At 59.3% G+C, this 15,479-nt stretch carries 11 protein-coding genes; 3 read left to right on the top strand and 8 right to left on the bottom strand.

Going from position 1 to position 15,479, the window contains the following annotated elements; translation table 11 throughout:
• Nucleotides 1-3: 3 nt before the first annotated feature.
• Both OYW20_RS06350 and OYW20_RS06345 read right to left on the bottom strand, forming a co-directional pair.
• On the bottom strand, nt 4-1,626 hold the full coding sequence (locus OYW20_RS06350) for a methyl-accepting chemotaxis protein (RefSeq protein ID WP_268799865.1): 1,623 nt from the start codon (nt 1,624-1,626) through the stop codon (nt 4-6).
• A gap of 422 nt (nt 1,627-2,048) precedes the next feature.
• On the bottom strand, nt 2,049-2,777 hold the full coding sequence (locus OYW20_RS06345; RefSeq protein WP_268799864.1) for a tellurite resistance TerB family protein: 729 nt from the start codon (nt 2,775-2,777) through the stop codon (nt 2,049-2,051).
• A 377-nt stretch (nt 2,778-3,154) separates the two neighbouring features.
• On the opposite strand from OYW20_RS06345, the gene ydcS reads away from it, so the two are divergent.
• Entirely contained in the window at nt 3,155-4,306 is a 1,152-nt protein-coding gene (gene ydcS, locus OYW20_RS06340; protein ID WP_268799863.1) for a putative ABC transporter substrate-binding protein YdcS, read from the top strand.
• 53 nt (nt 4,307-4,359) lie between these two features.
• Here the strand turns inward: ydcS and OYW20_RS06335 are convergent, their stop codons facing one another.
• The 3 genes from OYW20_RS06335 to OYW20_RS06325 all read right to left on the bottom strand — a co-directional run bounded on the left by OYW20_RS06335 (nt 4,360) and on the right by OYW20_RS06325 (nt 7,901).
• A complete protein-coding gene (locus OYW20_RS06335; RefSeq protein ID WP_268799862.1) occupies nt 4,360-5,466 on the bottom strand; it encodes an NADH:flavin oxidoreductase/NADH oxidase in 1,107 nt (368 codons plus the stop codon).
• A 113-nt stretch (nt 5,467-5,579) separates the two neighbouring features.
• A complete protein-coding gene (gene recJ, locus OYW20_RS06330) occupies nt 5,580-7,295 on the bottom strand; it encodes a single-stranded-DNA-specific exonuclease RecJ (RefSeq protein ID WP_268799861.1) in 1,716 nt (571 codons plus the stop codon).
• A gap of 63 nt (nt 7,296-7,358) precedes the next feature.
• On the bottom strand, nt 7,359-7,901 hold the full coding sequence (locus tag OYW20_RS06325) for a YaeQ family protein (RefSeq protein WP_268799860.1): 543 nt from the start codon (nt 7,899-7,901) through the stop codon (nt 7,359-7,361).
• Nucleotides 7,902-8,205: 304 nt separating this feature from the next.
• Between OYW20_RS06325 and OYW20_RS06320 the strand changes: the two genes are divergently transcribed.
• A complete protein-coding gene (locus tag OYW20_RS06320; RefSeq protein WP_268799859.1) occupies nt 8,206-9,093 on the top strand; it encodes a TIGR02285 family protein in 888 nt (295 codons plus the stop codon).
• Nucleotides 9,094-9,285: 192 nt separating this feature from the next.
• On the opposite strand, the gene OYW20_RS06315 is transcribed toward OYW20_RS06320, so the two are convergent.
• The gene (locus OYW20_RS06315) at nt 9,286-9,582 is read right to left on the bottom strand and encodes a DUF3509 domain-containing protein (RefSeq protein WP_268799858.1); all 297 of its coding nucleotides are present in this window, start codon (nt 9,580-9,582) and stop codon (nt 9,286-9,288) included.
• Between the two features lie 168 nt (nt 9,583-9,750).
• Here OYW20_RS06315 and OYW20_RS06310 point away from each other — a divergent pair, with 168 nt between their 5' ends.
• The gene (locus OYW20_RS06310) at nt 9,751-10,410 is read left to right on the top strand and encodes a response regulator transcription factor (protein WP_268799857.1); all 660 of its coding nucleotides are present in this window, start codon (nt 9,751-9,753) and stop codon (nt 10,408-10,410) included.
• Here the strand turns inward: OYW20_RS06310 and OYW20_RS06305 are convergent.
• Together OYW20_RS06305 and OYW20_RS06300 are read right to left on the bottom strand one after the other, a co-directional pair.
• Nucleotides 10,403-11,656: an EAL domain-containing response regulator gene (locus OYW20_RS06305; RefSeq protein ID WP_268799856.1), complete on the bottom strand. Its 1,254-nt coding sequence runs from the start codon at nt 11,654-11,656 to the stop codon at nt 10,403-10,405. The two genes, OYW20_RS06310 and OYW20_RS06305, sit on opposite strands and share 8 nt — an antisense overlap.
• An 84-nt stretch (nt 11,657-11,740) precedes the next feature.
• Nucleotides 11,741-15,295, bottom strand: coding sequence for a transporter substrate-binding domain-containing protein (locus OYW20_RS06300; RefSeq protein WP_268799855.1), 3,555 nt, complete (start codon nt 15,293-15,295; stop codon nt 11,741-11,743).
• Between the last annotated feature and the right edge of the window lie 184 nt (nt 15,296-15,479).

Below are 15,479 nucleotides of genomic sequence, written 5' to 3'. Positions count from 1 at the left end.
GGCTCAGACCTTGAAGCGCGACACGCCGCCGCGCAGACCGACAGCCACCTGACTCAGCTCGTCGATGGCGAAACTGGCCTGACGCAAGGACTCCACGGTCTGACTGCTGGCATCGCCCAGTTGCACCAGCGCCTGATTGATTTGCTCGGCGCCAGTGGCCTGGGCCTGCATGCCTTCGTTGACCATCAGTACGCGGGGCGCGAGCGCCTGAACCTGATGAATGATCTGCGAAAGCTGCTCGCCAACCTGAGTCACTTCGAACATGCCACGGCGCACTTCTTCAGAGAATTTGTCCATGCCCATCACGCCGGCAGACACGGCCGACTGAATTTCACGCACCATTTGTTCGATGTCGTAAGTGGCCACTGCGGTCTGATCGGCCAGGCGCCGGACCTCGGTCGCGACCACGGCAAAACCACGGCCATACTCACCGGCTTTCTCGGCTTCGATGGCCGCGTTGAGCGACAGCAGGTTGGTCTGGTCGGCGACCTTGACGATGGTCACGACCACTTGGTTGATGTTGCCGGCCTTCTCGTTGAGGATCGCCAGCTTTGAGTTCACAAGGTCGGCAGCGCCCATGACCGAGTGCATGGTTTCTTCCATGCGGGCCAGGCCTTGCTGGCCGGAGCCTGCGAGGGTCGACGCCTGGTCGGCGGCTGAGGTGACTTCGGTCATGGTGCGCACCAGATCACGCGAGGTGGCGGCGATTTCACGCGAGGTCGCGCCAATTTCAGTGGTGGTCGCGGCGGTTTCCGTGGCAGTGGCCTGTTGCTGTTTGGAGGTGGCAGCGATTTCAGTGACAGAGGTCGTCACCTGAACCGAAGAGCGTTGCGCCTGGGACACCAGCGCGGCCAGCTCGGTCACCATGTCGTTGAAGCCGGTCTGCACGGCGCCGAACTCGTCATTGCGGTCCAGGTTCAGTCGGCCGCTCAAATCGCCGGTGCGCATGGTTTCAAGTATTCGCACGATGCGGTTCATCGGCGCCAGAATCGTGCGCATCAGCAACAGACCGCAGGCGCCCGCCGCCAGTACGGCGATCAATAGCGAAATACCCATGCTGATCTTGGCGCTCGTGACCGAGGATGAAATGGCGGACGAGGCGTCGTCAGCCATTTTCTTGTTTTGCAAAATGATGTCGTTGAGCTGGCGGCGACCGTCGACCCACGTCGGGGTCACTCGCCCTTTGAAAATCTGCCGGGCAGTGGTGAAATCGTTGGTTTCATAGGCGTGGAGCGTGTCGTTCAAGGCCTTGTTGAAGACTTGACGCATCCGCTGGAAGCTATCGAAACCTGCCTGATCGGCCGCATCGAAAATGGTTTCCCGATAGTTATTGAGCTGGGTTTCAAGGCGCACCTCGAACTCTTTGTATTGCTCTTTTTCTTCCTGGGTCAAAGGTCGACCTTCGCCCTCGCCCAGCAGTTCCAGCGTACGCAGGTAGCTCTCGACCCAGGCACTGCGAGTCAGGGTGCTGTAATAAACCCCTGGCAGGGCCTCATTGCTGACGGCCTCTGAATTTGACTGAATCGACAATAGCCGTGTGTATGACACCACTACCATCAACAGCATGATCGCGATAATCACGGCAAAGCTCGCCAAAATCCGTTTACGCAACGTCCAGTTCTTCACAGTCAGCCCTCAAGAGTTCAACGCCAGCGGCCACGCCGGGTTCAAGAAGCGGACCGATGGACGATCCAAAACGAGCCGGAGTATAGCCCAGCGGACTACGCCGTTACTGGACTCTTTCCGAGTTGGCTCGCTTAATTCCCGACGTAAATATCGGACGCTTCTTACACGTTGTCGGCATCAAGGCGAGCTGCTTGATGGAGACTTGCTGGGGATTGCTTTGGATTGCAGGTGAAGGTGTTGGCGGAAGAGAACGCCGGCGGGCGCAAATTTCGGGACGGCGGCCAAGAGACCCGTTGGAGCGGGGTTTGCGCGCGAAGTTGCCGACGCGTTCAGCACAGGCTGAAACCGAATCACGACCTTCGGGCGCACGCCTCGTTCCGACGGGAATGGTGTCGGGCAGTCAACCCGTCACTCAGCAGGGATCACTGCGCCTGACGAACCTGGGTCTCCAGCTCTGTCTTGAGCGCCGGGTCCAGCTTGAGCTGCTTGGCCAGCTCATCCAGATACGCGCGCTCCATGAAGTGCTCTTCGTCCACCATCATCACGCTGGCGATGTACATTTCTGCAGCAATTTCCGGGGTCTTTGCAGCGCGGGCCACGTCGGACGGGTCGAGCGGTTTGTTCAGCTCGGCGTGCAGCCAGTGCTGCAACTCTTGATCGCCGGTCAGGCGGGTGAATTCGCCTTCGATCAACTCGCGCTCACGATCATCGACATGCCCATCAGCTTTGGCAGCGGCCACCAGTGCGCGAAGGATCGCTTCACTGTGCTGCTCAACCTGCGCGGGTGGCACGCGGTCGATGGTCTGGGGCTCGGTTTGTGGCGCGTTGCCCTGATTAGCCTGCCAATTGCCATAAGCCTTGTAGGCAATCACACCCAGCGCGGCCAGCCCGCCGTAGGTCAACACTTTGCCGCCCATTTTGCGGGCACCTTTATTGCCCAGCAGCAGACCCATCGCGCCTGCAGCTGCCGCGCCGCCGCCTGCACCGGACAACAAGCTGCCCAGATTGCCGCCGCCCACTTTGCCCAGCAAATCACTCAGCCCGCCCTGGCTACCACTTTTGCCGGGAGCGCGAGCAGCGCCGCCGGTTTTGCTCTGCAGCATCTCTTGGCCGGATTTAAGCAACTGATCGAGCAAACCACGGGTGTTCATAGGAGTTCTCCTGAGTTGTCGTCGGAAAATTCAACGGCTGGCAGATTAAAACGAACTGTAATCACGCTGTTCCCGGGAGTGCTTCCAGATGTTACGGATACCGCTGGCCGATCGAATCAAGCGCTGTGGATCGATTTGATCAGGCACGGCGGCCAGCATTAAGCATTTGTCGTGCACTTGGCCCACCGCTAGTCTCTGATGCGACCGCAGCGCTGCTTGCGAGTGAAATTGCACCTGGAGCGCTGGCGCGAAGATGTCAACTGAACCCACACTGCCGCGTCACGGGCCTAAAGAACGATGACCGTTGGGGCCTTGAGCGAAAAACCTTTGATCCACTGAATTCCTGCCAAAACACTTGAATGAAGAGAACACCCACGATGTCAGTGCACAAAACCGCTCTTTTGAGCGCAGTAATCACCGCGTTGTTTGCCAGTGGCACGTTGCAGGCAGCCGAAGCGGTCAAGGCTGTTGGCGAGGGCGAGGGCCAGCTCGATATCGTGGCGTGGCCGGGTTACATCGAACGTGGCGACAACGACAAGGCTTATGACTGGGTCAGCGGTTTCGAGGAAGAGACCGGCTGCAAGATCAACGTCAAGACCGCCGCAACGTCGGATGAAATGGTCAGTTTGATGACCACAGGCGGTTATGACCTTGTGACCGCATCAGGCGATGCATCGCGTCGATTGATCGCCGGCAAGCGAGTGCAGCCTATCGACCCGTCGCTGATCCCTAACTGGAAAAACCTAGATCCGCGTCTGGTGGGCGGCCAATGGTATGTGGTCGATAAGAAAATCTACGGCACGCCCTATCAGTGGGGGCCGAACGTGCTGCTGTACAACACCGACATATTCAAGACTCCGCCCGTGAGCTGGAGCGTGGTGTTCGAGGCTCAGGACCTGCCGGACGGCAAACCGAACAAGGGCCGCGTACAGGCCTATGACGGGCCTATCTACATCGCCGATGCCGCGCTGTACCTGAAGACAGAACAACCGGATCTGGAAATCGAAGACCCTTATCAGTTGACCGAAACCCAGTACTCGGCGGTGCTTGAGCTGTTGCGAAAACAGCAGCCGCTGATTCACCGGTACTGGCACGACCCGACGGTGCAGATGAGTGACGTGAAAAACGAAGGCGTCGCGGCCTCCGGTTCCTGGGGTTACATGGTCAATGGGCTGCGAGCGGACAAACAGCCCATTGCATCGACCATCCCTCAAGAAGGCACCACCGGCTGGGCAGACACCACCATGCTGCACGCCGATGCAAAACACCCCAACTGCGCCTACAAATGGATGGACTGGTCGCTGCAACCCAAGGTTCAGGGCGACATAGCGGCCTGGTTTGGGTCGTTGCCCGTCGTACCGCAAGCCTGCAATGCCAGCGATTTGCTGGGTGCACAGGGCTGCACCACAAACGGTACCGACCTGTTCGAGAAGATCGCCTTCTGGAAAACCCCACAAGCCGAAGGCGGCAGGTATGTGCCCTACAGCCGATGGGCTGAGGACTACATCACGATAATGGGCGGGCGTTGAGCGCCAAAAGGCGCCGGGAAAGCAACACCGCGGCGCCTACAGGTGCGACAGGATCAGTCGCGCAGGTCGGACTCGTGGATCGGCTGATCACGGTGAGTCGCGCGCTGGTACTGTGCGGGCCAGACTGCTTTCTTTGCGCCAAACTGCTCGTCAGCGTGCAGCGGCCAGTACGGATCGCGCAGCAGCTCACGCGCCAACAGGACCATATCCGCCTGACCGGTGCGCAGGATGTGTTCGGCCTGGGCAGGCTCGGTGATCATGCCCACCGTGCCCGTCGCGATGCCTGCTTCCTGTTTCACGCGTTCGGCGAATCGGGTCTGGTAACCCGGCCCCACCGGAATCTCTGCCTTGGCGGCCGAGCCACCCGATGACACATCGATCAAGTCCACGCCCAAGGCTTTCAAGCGCCGTGAGAGCTCAACGGTCTCGTCGACAGTCCAGCCCCCCTCTACCCAATCGGTCGCGGAAACCCGCACGAACACAGGCAGATCTTCCGGCCATACAGCACGCACCGCCTCAGTAACTTCCAGCGTCAGGCGGATACGGTTTTCGAACGAACCACCGTATTGATCGCTGCGCTGATTGCTCAGCGGGGAGAGAAACTGGTGCAGCAGGTAGCCATGCGCCGCATGTAATTCAACCACTTTGAAACCGGCAGTCAGCGCACGTTTGGCAGAGGCGACAAAGGCGTCGATCACTTCTTTGATCTGAGCCTCATCCAGCGGCGTCGGCGCTTTGTGATGGGAATCGAACGCGATGTCCGATGCACCCCACGGCTGCCAGCCGCCCTGCTCGGTCGGGATCGTGCCCTGCTCGCTCACCCATGGCCGCCAAGTGCTGCCCTTGCGTCCGGCGTGCGCCAGCTGGATGCCCGCGACGGCACCTTGGGCCGCAATGAAACGCGTGATGCGTTGCAACGGTTCGATCTGCTCATCGTTCCAGAGGCCGAGGTCTTCGGGGGTGATGCGTCCGTCCTTAGTGACCGCAGTGGCCTCCGTGAAAATCAGACCCGCGCCACCCACTGCGCGGCTGCCGAGGTGGACCAGATGCCAGTCATTGGCCAGGCCATCAACGCAGCTGTATTGGCACATGGGAGACACCGCGATGCGGTTCAGCAGCGTCAGTTGACGAAGGGTGTAGGGTTCAAGCAGCAGGCTCATGGGGACCTCTCAAGTCGAAAAATAGGGTTCCAGGCACAGTGCCTTTTCAGAACATTGAGCCTAATCGACAACGTGAGAGAAGCGAGGGTTCAGCCAAGATAGTGCCGCCGTGATCAGCGTGGCGAAAGGTGAGCGACCATCAGCTGAACCGTTTCATTGCCCCTGAATTCGTTCAGGTCCAGCTTGTACGCCAGCTCGACCCAGCGAATGGTGGGGTTGGGCCACACGTCGCGGTCAACACTGAATGCAATGCCGTCGAGCTTGACGCTGCCACATTCGGTCTTGAGCACCATCTTCAAGTGCCGCTCGCCAACGATGCGCTGCTCCACCAGCTGGAACACCCCGTGAAACAGAGGCTCCGGAAAATGCTGACCCCAAGGCCCTGCATTGCGCAAAGCCCGCGCCAGTTCAAGGTGAAACTCTTCGACCGCCAGGGTGCCGTCTGACAACAGTCGCCCGGTCAGGTCTTCTTCGTTGAGTTGACGCCGGACTTCGGCATCGAACGCTTCGGCAAACGCCGGGAAATGCTCCGCCGGCAGCGACAGCCCCGCCGCCATCGCATGGCCGCCAAACTTGCTGATCAGCTGAGGATGCCTGGCCGCCACTGCGTCCAGCGCATCGCGAATATGAAAGCCCGGCACCGAACGCGCCGACCCTTTGAGTACGCCTTCCCCAGCGCTGGCAAAGGCGATGACCGGGCGGTGATAGCGCTCTTTCATACGGGACGCGAGGATGCCTATCACGCCTTGATGCCATTCGGCTTCGTACAGGCACAAACCAAACGGCATGGATTCAAGCGGCAGATCCTTGAGCTGCGCCAACGCCTCGCGCTGCATACCCTGCTCGATGGATTTGCGGTCCTGGTTCAGCTCGTCCAGTTTGACCGCCATCTCGCGCGCCTGGATCTCGTCTTCGCACAGCAGGCATTCGATGCCCAGGCTCATGTCGTCCAGACGCCCGGCGGCATTCAAGCGTGGCCCCAGAATGAATCCCAGATCGGTCGACGTGATGCGCGACGGCTCACGCTTGGCGACTTCGAGAATCGCCCGCAGCCCCGGACGCGCTCGCCCGGCCCGAATACGCATCAGGCCCTGGTGCACCAGAATCCGGTTGTTGGCGTCCAGCGGCACCACGTCGGCAACACTGCCCAGCGCGACCAGATCCAGAAGCTCACCCAGATTGGGTTGGGCGCGGCCATTGGCCTCAAACCAGCCTGTGTCCCGCAGCCGCGCTCGCAGCGCCATCAGCACGTAGAAAATCACGCCCACACCTGCCAGCGACTTACTCGGAAACGTGCAGCCGGGCTGGTTAGGGTTGACGATGGCATCGGCCGCCGGCAGTTCGTGACCGGGCAAATGGTGATCGGTGACCAGTACCTGCAAACCCGCCGCTTTGGCCGCCGCCACGCCTTCGACACTGGAGATGCCGTTGTCCACGGTCATCAGCAGGTCCGGCGTACGCTCAAGCGCCACCTTGACGATCTCCGGCGTCAGGCCGTAGCCGAACTCAAAGCGATTGGGCACCAGATAATCCACGTGGGCTGCGCCGAGCAAACGTAATCCGAGCACACCCACGGTGCTTGCGGTGGCGCCATCGGCATCGAAGTCGCCGACGATAAGAATGCGCTGGCGCTGCTGCAGCGCGGTCACCAGCAAATCCACGGCCGCGTCGATTCCCTTGAGCTGCTGATACGGAATCAGCCTTGCCAGGCCCTTGTCCAGTTCGTCTTGAGAGAGCACGCCGCGCGCCGCATACAGGCGGGTCAGCAAGGGTGGCAAGTCGCCGAGAAACGGCAGGGTGTCAGGCAACAGACGAGGTTCGATGCGCATGCAGGTTCCGCTAGGATTTTTTTCTGAAACAGGTTCGGGTGTGACACCGTTGCACAGCGAGGATCAGCCTCGCTCGCCTGCCAGCCACTGCAGCTGAACTTCGTGCTGACCGCGATCATCGGTTACGAAAATCGTGCCTTCGCTGATCATCACATCCCACTTGATCACCCGCGGCATGTCCTTGGCCAAGGTCTCCAGCACCTCTTGCGGAACGGCAGCGATATTGACGTTTTTCAGGTTTTTGATCGCAGGGATGACTTTGCCTTCCCACACCCGAAGGCTGCCGTACGCGAGCAGGCTGGTGCGTTCGGTACGACGCGAACACCACGTGAGGCGGTCAGCATCGGGCTGACCGACTTCGATCCAGTGCAGCACCCGATCATCCAGGCTTTTTTCCCACAGGGCTGGTTCGTCTACATCTGACAGACCACGCCCGAATGACAGTTGCTCGTTGTACCAGAAGGCGTAGGCCAGAAGGCGCACGGTCATGCGCTCTTCGGTTTCCGAAGGGTGGCGCGCGATGGTTTGCTTGACGCTCTCGTAAACCGAGCGATCAAGGTCGGTGAGATTGAGTTCGAACTTGTAAGTCGTGGACGGCTGGGCCATGAACGGGCTTCTGAAGACGGGAAAGGCCGCAAGTCTAACCGATGCACGTCGCCTTGAACGACCGAACTGGGAGATCGGGCGACGGGGTGACGAAAATCGACTCATCGGATCGGCCCGCAACAGCTGACTCATCTTCGTGTACAACTGTTAAACAATTGATACACAACGCCGATACCCTGAGCAGAGACCCTCTGCCCTGCAACTTCGGGATTGGACTTCCCGCACTGTCAGCCTCGATCGCCTGGGAGTGGCGGCTGGTTTATCTGAACTGACGTCGGACTTTTTTCAAGGATTACTGCAACGGATGGTCATTGGATACTGGCGGCCTGCCCGACCCGGCCTACTCGCTCTGTCGATCCTGATGGCGCTGCTCGCGGCGCTGCCGGGGCAAAGTCAGGCGAAAGAGACATTGATCTGGCTGGTGCGTGACTTTCCACCGCTGAACATTTTTTACGGGCCACTCCGGGGCCAGGGTGCGATCGACAGGCTGATACCGGAACTGATCGCGCAGATGCCCGAATACAACCACCAGATCATGCATGTCAACCGGGCTCGTGGCACGCAGATGCTTCAGGACCCCGAGGTATTCGCTTGCGACCCGACACTGCTTTGGACAGAGGAGCGGGCAAAACACATTCTGTTTTCGATCCCTACGTACGCAACCCCCTCCAATGGCGTGACCATCAATCAAAAAGACCACGCGCTGTTCGCGCCTTTCGTCTCCGAAGACGGGCGCCTTGATCTGGCGCAGGTGTTGAACAGCAGGAAGATTAAGATCGGGATCGTTGCCGAACGCAGCTACGGGCCAGTGATCGACAACGTGCTGCATCAGTACCCGCAAGACAATCTGGTGCTGCATTACGGCAATGCTGCGGTGGGCAGCATGCTGCAGATGGAACGTGCCGGGCGGTTTGAGGCGTTCATCAGCTACTGGCCGGAAGCTCGATTCCACGCCCAGCAACAAAGCGTGCCGCTGAACGAGCTGGAGTTTTACCCGGTCAAGGACGTGCCCAAATATCAGTTCGCGCATATCGGTTGCTCGAACTCTGAGCAAGGACAGCGAGCCATGGACATGATCAACCGAGAAATGCGCGTGCTGCGCAGCACCCGGTTGATCGGCTTCTATGCGCAATGGATGGCCAAACGAGAAGAATACCTACAGGACGCAAAGACGTTCTTTGCTGATCAGTAAGTCGGGAAAGCGCACCTGACGGCACGTACCGGCAAATCGCATGCAAAAAGAAACCCCGAGCAGCGGGGAGACTGCTCGGGGTAAACCGCGACCCATCTTGGGCCCGTACGACAGGTATCAATCATCGGAGCACAATGGCTGAACCTGGCGTATTCAATAGGAGCCTTGTTCCTGCACAAGGTTCCCGCAGACTTAAACAAATGCCCGAGTGGTGGCGAAAGCTGCGACTTGTGTCGCATTTCGCATGGCCGCGATGACGCACGGTTCGATACGTCCTTCGGCTACCATCAAGTCGCGGTGCAGACCGTCGACAACATCGGTCAGTTGGCGACGGTCGCACAACTGAGCGGCAAAAAAGACATGTTCAATCACAGTTGCACCGGCGGTGTTGCGCACAGTCACCAGACGCTCGCCGTGCGTGCCGACAGGTCCGAGACTTGCTTGATAAGGTGCCAGTGCTTCACTAAGTAACAAGCTGATATTTTCCATCTGGATCACCACTCAAGAGTTTGAATGCAAAGGCGCTTATCAATGACCATCGACTTCACCGGAAAGTTCTGACGCCATCAACGCAGGTGACTGCCGCACCCTGGCACTCGAGCATGCCTGTCGAATGTGACAGATAAGATTCCCTGAAAAACAGAATCAGGAGTCGCGATGGCGGCTGAACCTCAAGCTTTGCGGGTCATACTTGCGGATGACCATCCGATCTTTCTCATCGGTCTCAAGGTCGTGATCGAGCAGGACAACCGTGCGCAAGTGGTCGCTCAGGCGAGCTCGCCACACGAGTTGCTGAAAGGCCTGAAGACTAACCCCTGTGATCTGCTGGTGACCGATTTCATGATGCCGGTCGAGGACCAGAACGACGGCCTGCGCTTGCTTGAACGCATTCGCCGCGAGCATCCGTCCTTACCCGTCATTGTAGTGACCATGCTCAACAACGCCGGGCTTTTCAACGCCATGCTCGCCCTCGGCGTCCACGGTTTACTGAGCAAGGGCAGCGTCGCTGGCGAGCTGCCAACAGCCATCGACCGCGTCCGTGCCGGCGGTGCATTCGTTGCGGACTCGGTAAAGCGCATTTTGCTGGAAGCTGGGGACTACGGTTCGTACATGCTCGTCGCGCCAGAGCAGCTATCGCCCAGGGAACTGGAAGTCATTCGCCTGCTCGCGGCGGGACACTCAGTGGGCGCCATCGCTTTGCAGCTCAGCCGCAGTAAACAGACCGTCAGTGCGCAGAAGGTCAACGCCATGCGCAAACTCGGCCTGGCCAATGATGCGGCGCTGTTCATTTATCTTCAGGAACATGGGCTCACGTGACTAACGGCAAGGTCTCAAGCCAGGGTGCCTGCTCCCTGCATTGCTCGATCCACAGCAACAACTGCGCTTCACTCATGGGTCTTGCAATGAAATAGCCCTGGATCGTGGGCCGGCCCAATCCGAGCAGCGCATCAAAGTCATCCACCGTTTCCACGCCTTCGACCACCACATCCAGCGCCATTTTTTGCGCCATATACATGGCCCCGGCGACCACTGCCGACTTGCGCCGGTCGTCGGCCATTCCGCGCACGAACTCGGCAGGAATCTTCAACTCATTGAACGGCATTTCCAGCAGACGCTGGATGTTGGAAGCGCCGGTGCCGAAGTCATCAATGGACAAACGACACCCGGCCATGCGCAGCCGCAGGAGATTTTCGAATTGCACGACAGCCATTTGCCGCGCCGACTGTTCGACGATTTCAAGGGTGAGCATTTGCGCACGAACGGGGAAACGCTCCAGCATTGCCTGCAGCTTCGGGACGAAATCGGGCTGATCGAGCATGGCAGGCGGCACGTTCACCGCAACCGGCAATGCCCGGCCGGTACTGTGAAGCCGCTCGGTTGAAAGGGTCAGCCCTAGCTCCAGCATTCTCCATGTCAGTGCACCGCAAAGGCCTGCCTGTTCAAGCGCCGGAAGGAATTGGCCCGGCGCCAGTAGCCCTCGCGTCGGATGCTGCCAGCGGGCCAATAGTTCAACGCCGGTCAATTGTCCATCCAGCGAGACTTTGGGTTGATAGTGGGCAATCCATTGCGGGTAACGAGGTTGATCGTCCTCAGGCTGACCCATTTGCCACTGATGCAATTCGTGCGCGGTAAAGGGTTGTGAATCCGCTGAGGGGCCGGCCGCAACGGCCTCCTCTGAAGGACGCTGCCAGAGGCTTAGCAAATCCCCAAGAGTCGCAACCGATGCTGGTTTTTGCAGGCAGCCCAACACATCTATGCCCTGCTGACGCGCCAGCTGCGCCACGGCATCCAGCACCGATTGCTCGGCGCTGCTGAGAATGATCACCGCGCTGGCCTGTCCCGTTTCAGCCAAGTGCCGAATCAGCGTCAAACCGTCCGGCCCGTCCATTTGCAGGTCGCATATCGCGATGTCCACGCCGCCGCGATTGCTTAATGAACGCTGCGCGGCTTCCACGCTGCCCGCCGTCAGTACGTCGAACACCTGATTGGCATTGAGCATCTGATGCAGGGCCATCAATTGAAAAGGGTTGTCTTCCAGAATCAGAACTTTGAGCGAGCGCACTCGTAAACCTCTCGGGTCGGGCAGTCTTCAGCCAGTGGACCTGTACTTTAAAACGGCTGAAAACTGCACCGAATAGGACACGTCCTAAAGTGTGGGGTGCTTGAGGTGCGGCGCGATGCTGCTGCGCAACGATTGAATGCTGTCATCGAGTTGCGAACAGGCCTGCATCAGGGACTCGTTCGACTGTTGACGCACGCTGTTATCGAGCTGACTGCAGGCCTTTGCCAGTGGTACGGCATCGATAAGGCAAGCGACGCCTTTGAGCCGATGCACGCTGGCGCCGAGGGCCTTCCAGTCCGGCGCGACGATTGCCGCGCTGACGGCCTTCTGCTCGGTCAGAAGGTTGTCGTTGAGGGCGGCGAGCATTCGCTGAAGTTGCACTTCGTCGGCCTGGGTCATGCGGTGCAATGTGCGGATGTCGAAATCCGCCTCGTTGCGTGGACCGGCGACAAGGCTCTCAAGGGTCTGCGCCAATTGCGCAATCGATACCGGCTTGACCAATAGACCGTCCATACCCGCGCGCTCGCATCGAGCGCCCTCCTCCAGCATGGCGTTAGCGGTGCAGCCGATGATCAGAATGGGCTCACGTTGCTCTTGATGTTCAGTGTCGCGGACAGCCCTGGCCAGCTCATAGCCGGTCACGTCAGGCATGTTGCAGTCCGTGAACACTGCATCGAAAAGCCCTTCTCTCCACAAAGCCAGTGCCAGGTCCCCGGCGTGGGTTGCAACGACCTCATGCCCGAGAAACTCCAATTGCTGAGTCAACACCAGACGGTTAGCGGCGACATCGTCAACCACCAGCACCCGCAAGGGCAGCGCCGCCATGCCTATCGGCGAATGCTCTGGCTCGGCGGCGAGGGGTGGCGTGGCGCAGACCAGCGTCATTTCGACCGAGACCTTAGTCCCCTGCCCTGCCTCGCTGTCCAGGCTGATCTGCCCTCCCATCAACGTCACCAGTTCGCGACAGATACTCAACCCCAGGCCGCTTCCGCTGTGAGCAGCGGCCGAGTGCACGTGCGCCTGAGCGAACGGTTGAAACAGTCCGCGTTGCTGCTCTTGCGTCATGCCGATTCCGGTGTCTTCTACGCAGAATTTCAACCGCACCTGGTTCGTTTCGATTGCGCTCAATCTCACGTGGACAGTCACTGCTCCATCCGCTGTGAATTTCAGCGCATTGCCAATCAGGTTTTGCAGCACCTGGCGCAGCCGCTGAGGATCGAAATGGTAGTGGCCCTGAACCTGCTCTTCGAGATCAAGGATCAGGCGGGACCCTGCCACAACCGCCTGCGCCTCGAACAGCTCACACGTGTGCTGGAAAAAAGTGCGAAGTGGCGTTGGTACGGGGGCTAATTGCAGACTGCCGGACTCGATTTTCGCAAGGTCCAGGCTCTCGCCGATCAGCGTCACCAGTTCATTGGCCGCGCGCAATGCCGTGCCCAAACCGTCCGACGGGGCCTGACCCCGACGTATGGCGTGCTCACGCTCTAGCTCAAGCAGGCCGATGATCGCGCTCATGGGCGTGCGGATGTCGTGGCTCATGGTGGACAGAAAGGTGGTCTTCGCCTGATTGGCGCTTTCAGCGTGCTGGTGAGCCTCCTTGATTTCGGCCTCAAGCCGTTTGCGTTCGGTGATATCAATCCATCCCCCGAGCAACCCTTGCAACTGGCCGTCAGCCCGGTAAAACGGGACCGTCCATTGATAGGCTTCAATAGGCTTGCCAAACAACTCCATGCTTCGATCAGCGAACACCGGACGTTGGGTTTGCAGCAGCTTCAGGTAATCACCGTGCAGTTGCTCGGCGCTTGATTTGGGGATCAGGTCCACATCGATCAGCCGCCGGCCGTTCATCTGCTCGAAGCTGACGCCAAAGCTTTCTTCGTAACTGCGGTTGCAGGAGATCAGGCGGCCCTGAAGATCGCGAACGTAAATCGGGTTAGGAATACCGTCCAGCAACGCGCGCTTGAACGCCAGTTGATCGTTGAGTTTTACCTCGGCCCTGACGCGCTGCCGGATCTGCGCCTTCAAGCGACTGCTCCAGCCCAGCGATACAACGATCAACAGCAGCGCCACGGCGGCAGCCCAATAAAACCAAGGAGGAATCCGCTGCCAGAGTGTCGGCTGCGCGATGGTCGCGCCCAGCCATTTCATTCGCAGAGCACGCATTTCCGCCACCGGAAACTCCTCAAGCGCCTTGTTCAGAATGCTAGCCAGCTCAGGCTGGGTTTTGACCACCGAGAAACGGTCCGGGGACCACCGCCCCTCGACACTGCGCGCAACCCGCAACTTGCCGGGCGGATACAGCCACGCGGAGGCCTCACTCTGAATGGTCGCGTCCGCCTGACCGGTCTCGACCAGCGCTCTGGCCTCGTCGTATGTGGCGACCGAACTCAGCCTGATATCGGGATATTCGTTGCGGATGGTGTCTTCGAGGGCATGCCTGGCGGGCAGGGCCAGGACTTTGCCGGCAAGCGAAGACAGCGAGATCTTGCGGGAGTGGTCTTCGCGCACCACGAACACCCAGCTATTGCCGCCATACGAGTAGGTAAAATCAAGCAGCAACTTGCGTTCGGCATTCTCAGCGAGGCTGGTGTTCATGTCCGCCTCGCCCTTGCGCAAGATGTCGAGGGTTTCCTGGGTGGACCCCATTGCCTTGTGAACGAATTGCAGACCGGTCATGCGGGTGATTCGGTTGAGAATGTCGACGTTCAGCCCAACCCACTGGCCATTGGTGTCTTTGTAGATGTAGGGCGGAAACTCGCCCGACGCGACGATGACCCGTGAATGTCGGCGTACCCAGCGCTGTTCGGCTTTGTTGAACGGAATGCTGTGACGCACTACGTCGGCGCCAAGGCCCACTGTCCAGCGGCTCAGAACTTCACGCCCGACAGACTCGTCGAGACTTGCCAGCGCTCGGTCTGTCAGGCTAAGCAGGCGCTGATCGCTTTCACGGGTAGCGAATGAAAAACCCACCGCAGGCAGCGAGCTTTCGAACTTGATCTGTAGCCCCAGGTAAGGACGCAAAGCGTTATAAGAGCGGACGATGACCTCGTTGCCAATGAATGCATCGACATCGCCCTGGCCCAGGGCTTCAAGCGCGCTGTAGAGGTTGGGCGCCAGAATGACTTCGCTTTGCGGGTAAGCCGCTTTCAAGACGCCTGCATCGGCGTAACCGTCCAGCACCACGATGCGTTTGCCCTTGAGCGATGGCAGCAGGCTTGCGTCATCGCCACGCCCGACCACCACCGCCCTGTCGGGCATGTATTCGCGGGTGAATGCGAGCTTTTTGATGCCTTTCTCAAACCCGTTGGCGCTGGTGAGAATATCGATTGAGCCTTCGAGTAACGCCGCCACTGCCTGCTCACGTTTGGCAAACCCAACCACCTGAACCGGTGTTGAAAGCTTGGCGCTGACCAGACTCAGGTAGTCAGCGCTGACACCCTGGTAACGGTTGCGGTCACTGGTGATGTCGACAGGTTCGTAGTCGGCAATCGCAATTCCCACCCGCAACGTCCCGCGCTCGGCAAGCCAGCGGCGATCGGTTCCGTCGAGCATCAACGGCTGCAACGTGAGAAACGGTGCCACGAGCTTGAACGGCAGGCTTTGCGCCGCCGTAATGGTCTGACTTATAGAACACGACATCAGCAACACGATAAGGGCTGATGCGCACCTGATCGATTCGCTGGTCATGAACGCCTTGAAGGCGCACATCCTTGATTGCTTCACTGCCAATGGCTCATCCGTAAGATTGCTAGTCCTTGAAGTTTGGCACGCACAAACGACAAGGCCCGCCGAATGGCGGGCCCTAAGTTGTTACACGGCTATA

It is taken from the genome of Pseudomonas sp. BSw22131 (assembly GCF_026810445.1).
Lineage (GTDB): Bacteria > Pseudomonadota > Gammaproteobacteria > Pseudomonadales > Pseudomonadaceae > Aquipseudomonas > Aquipseudomonas huanghezhanensis.
Note: the sequence above shows the minus strand (reverse complement) of the source record. Positions and strands in the feature narration are given on the sequence as shown.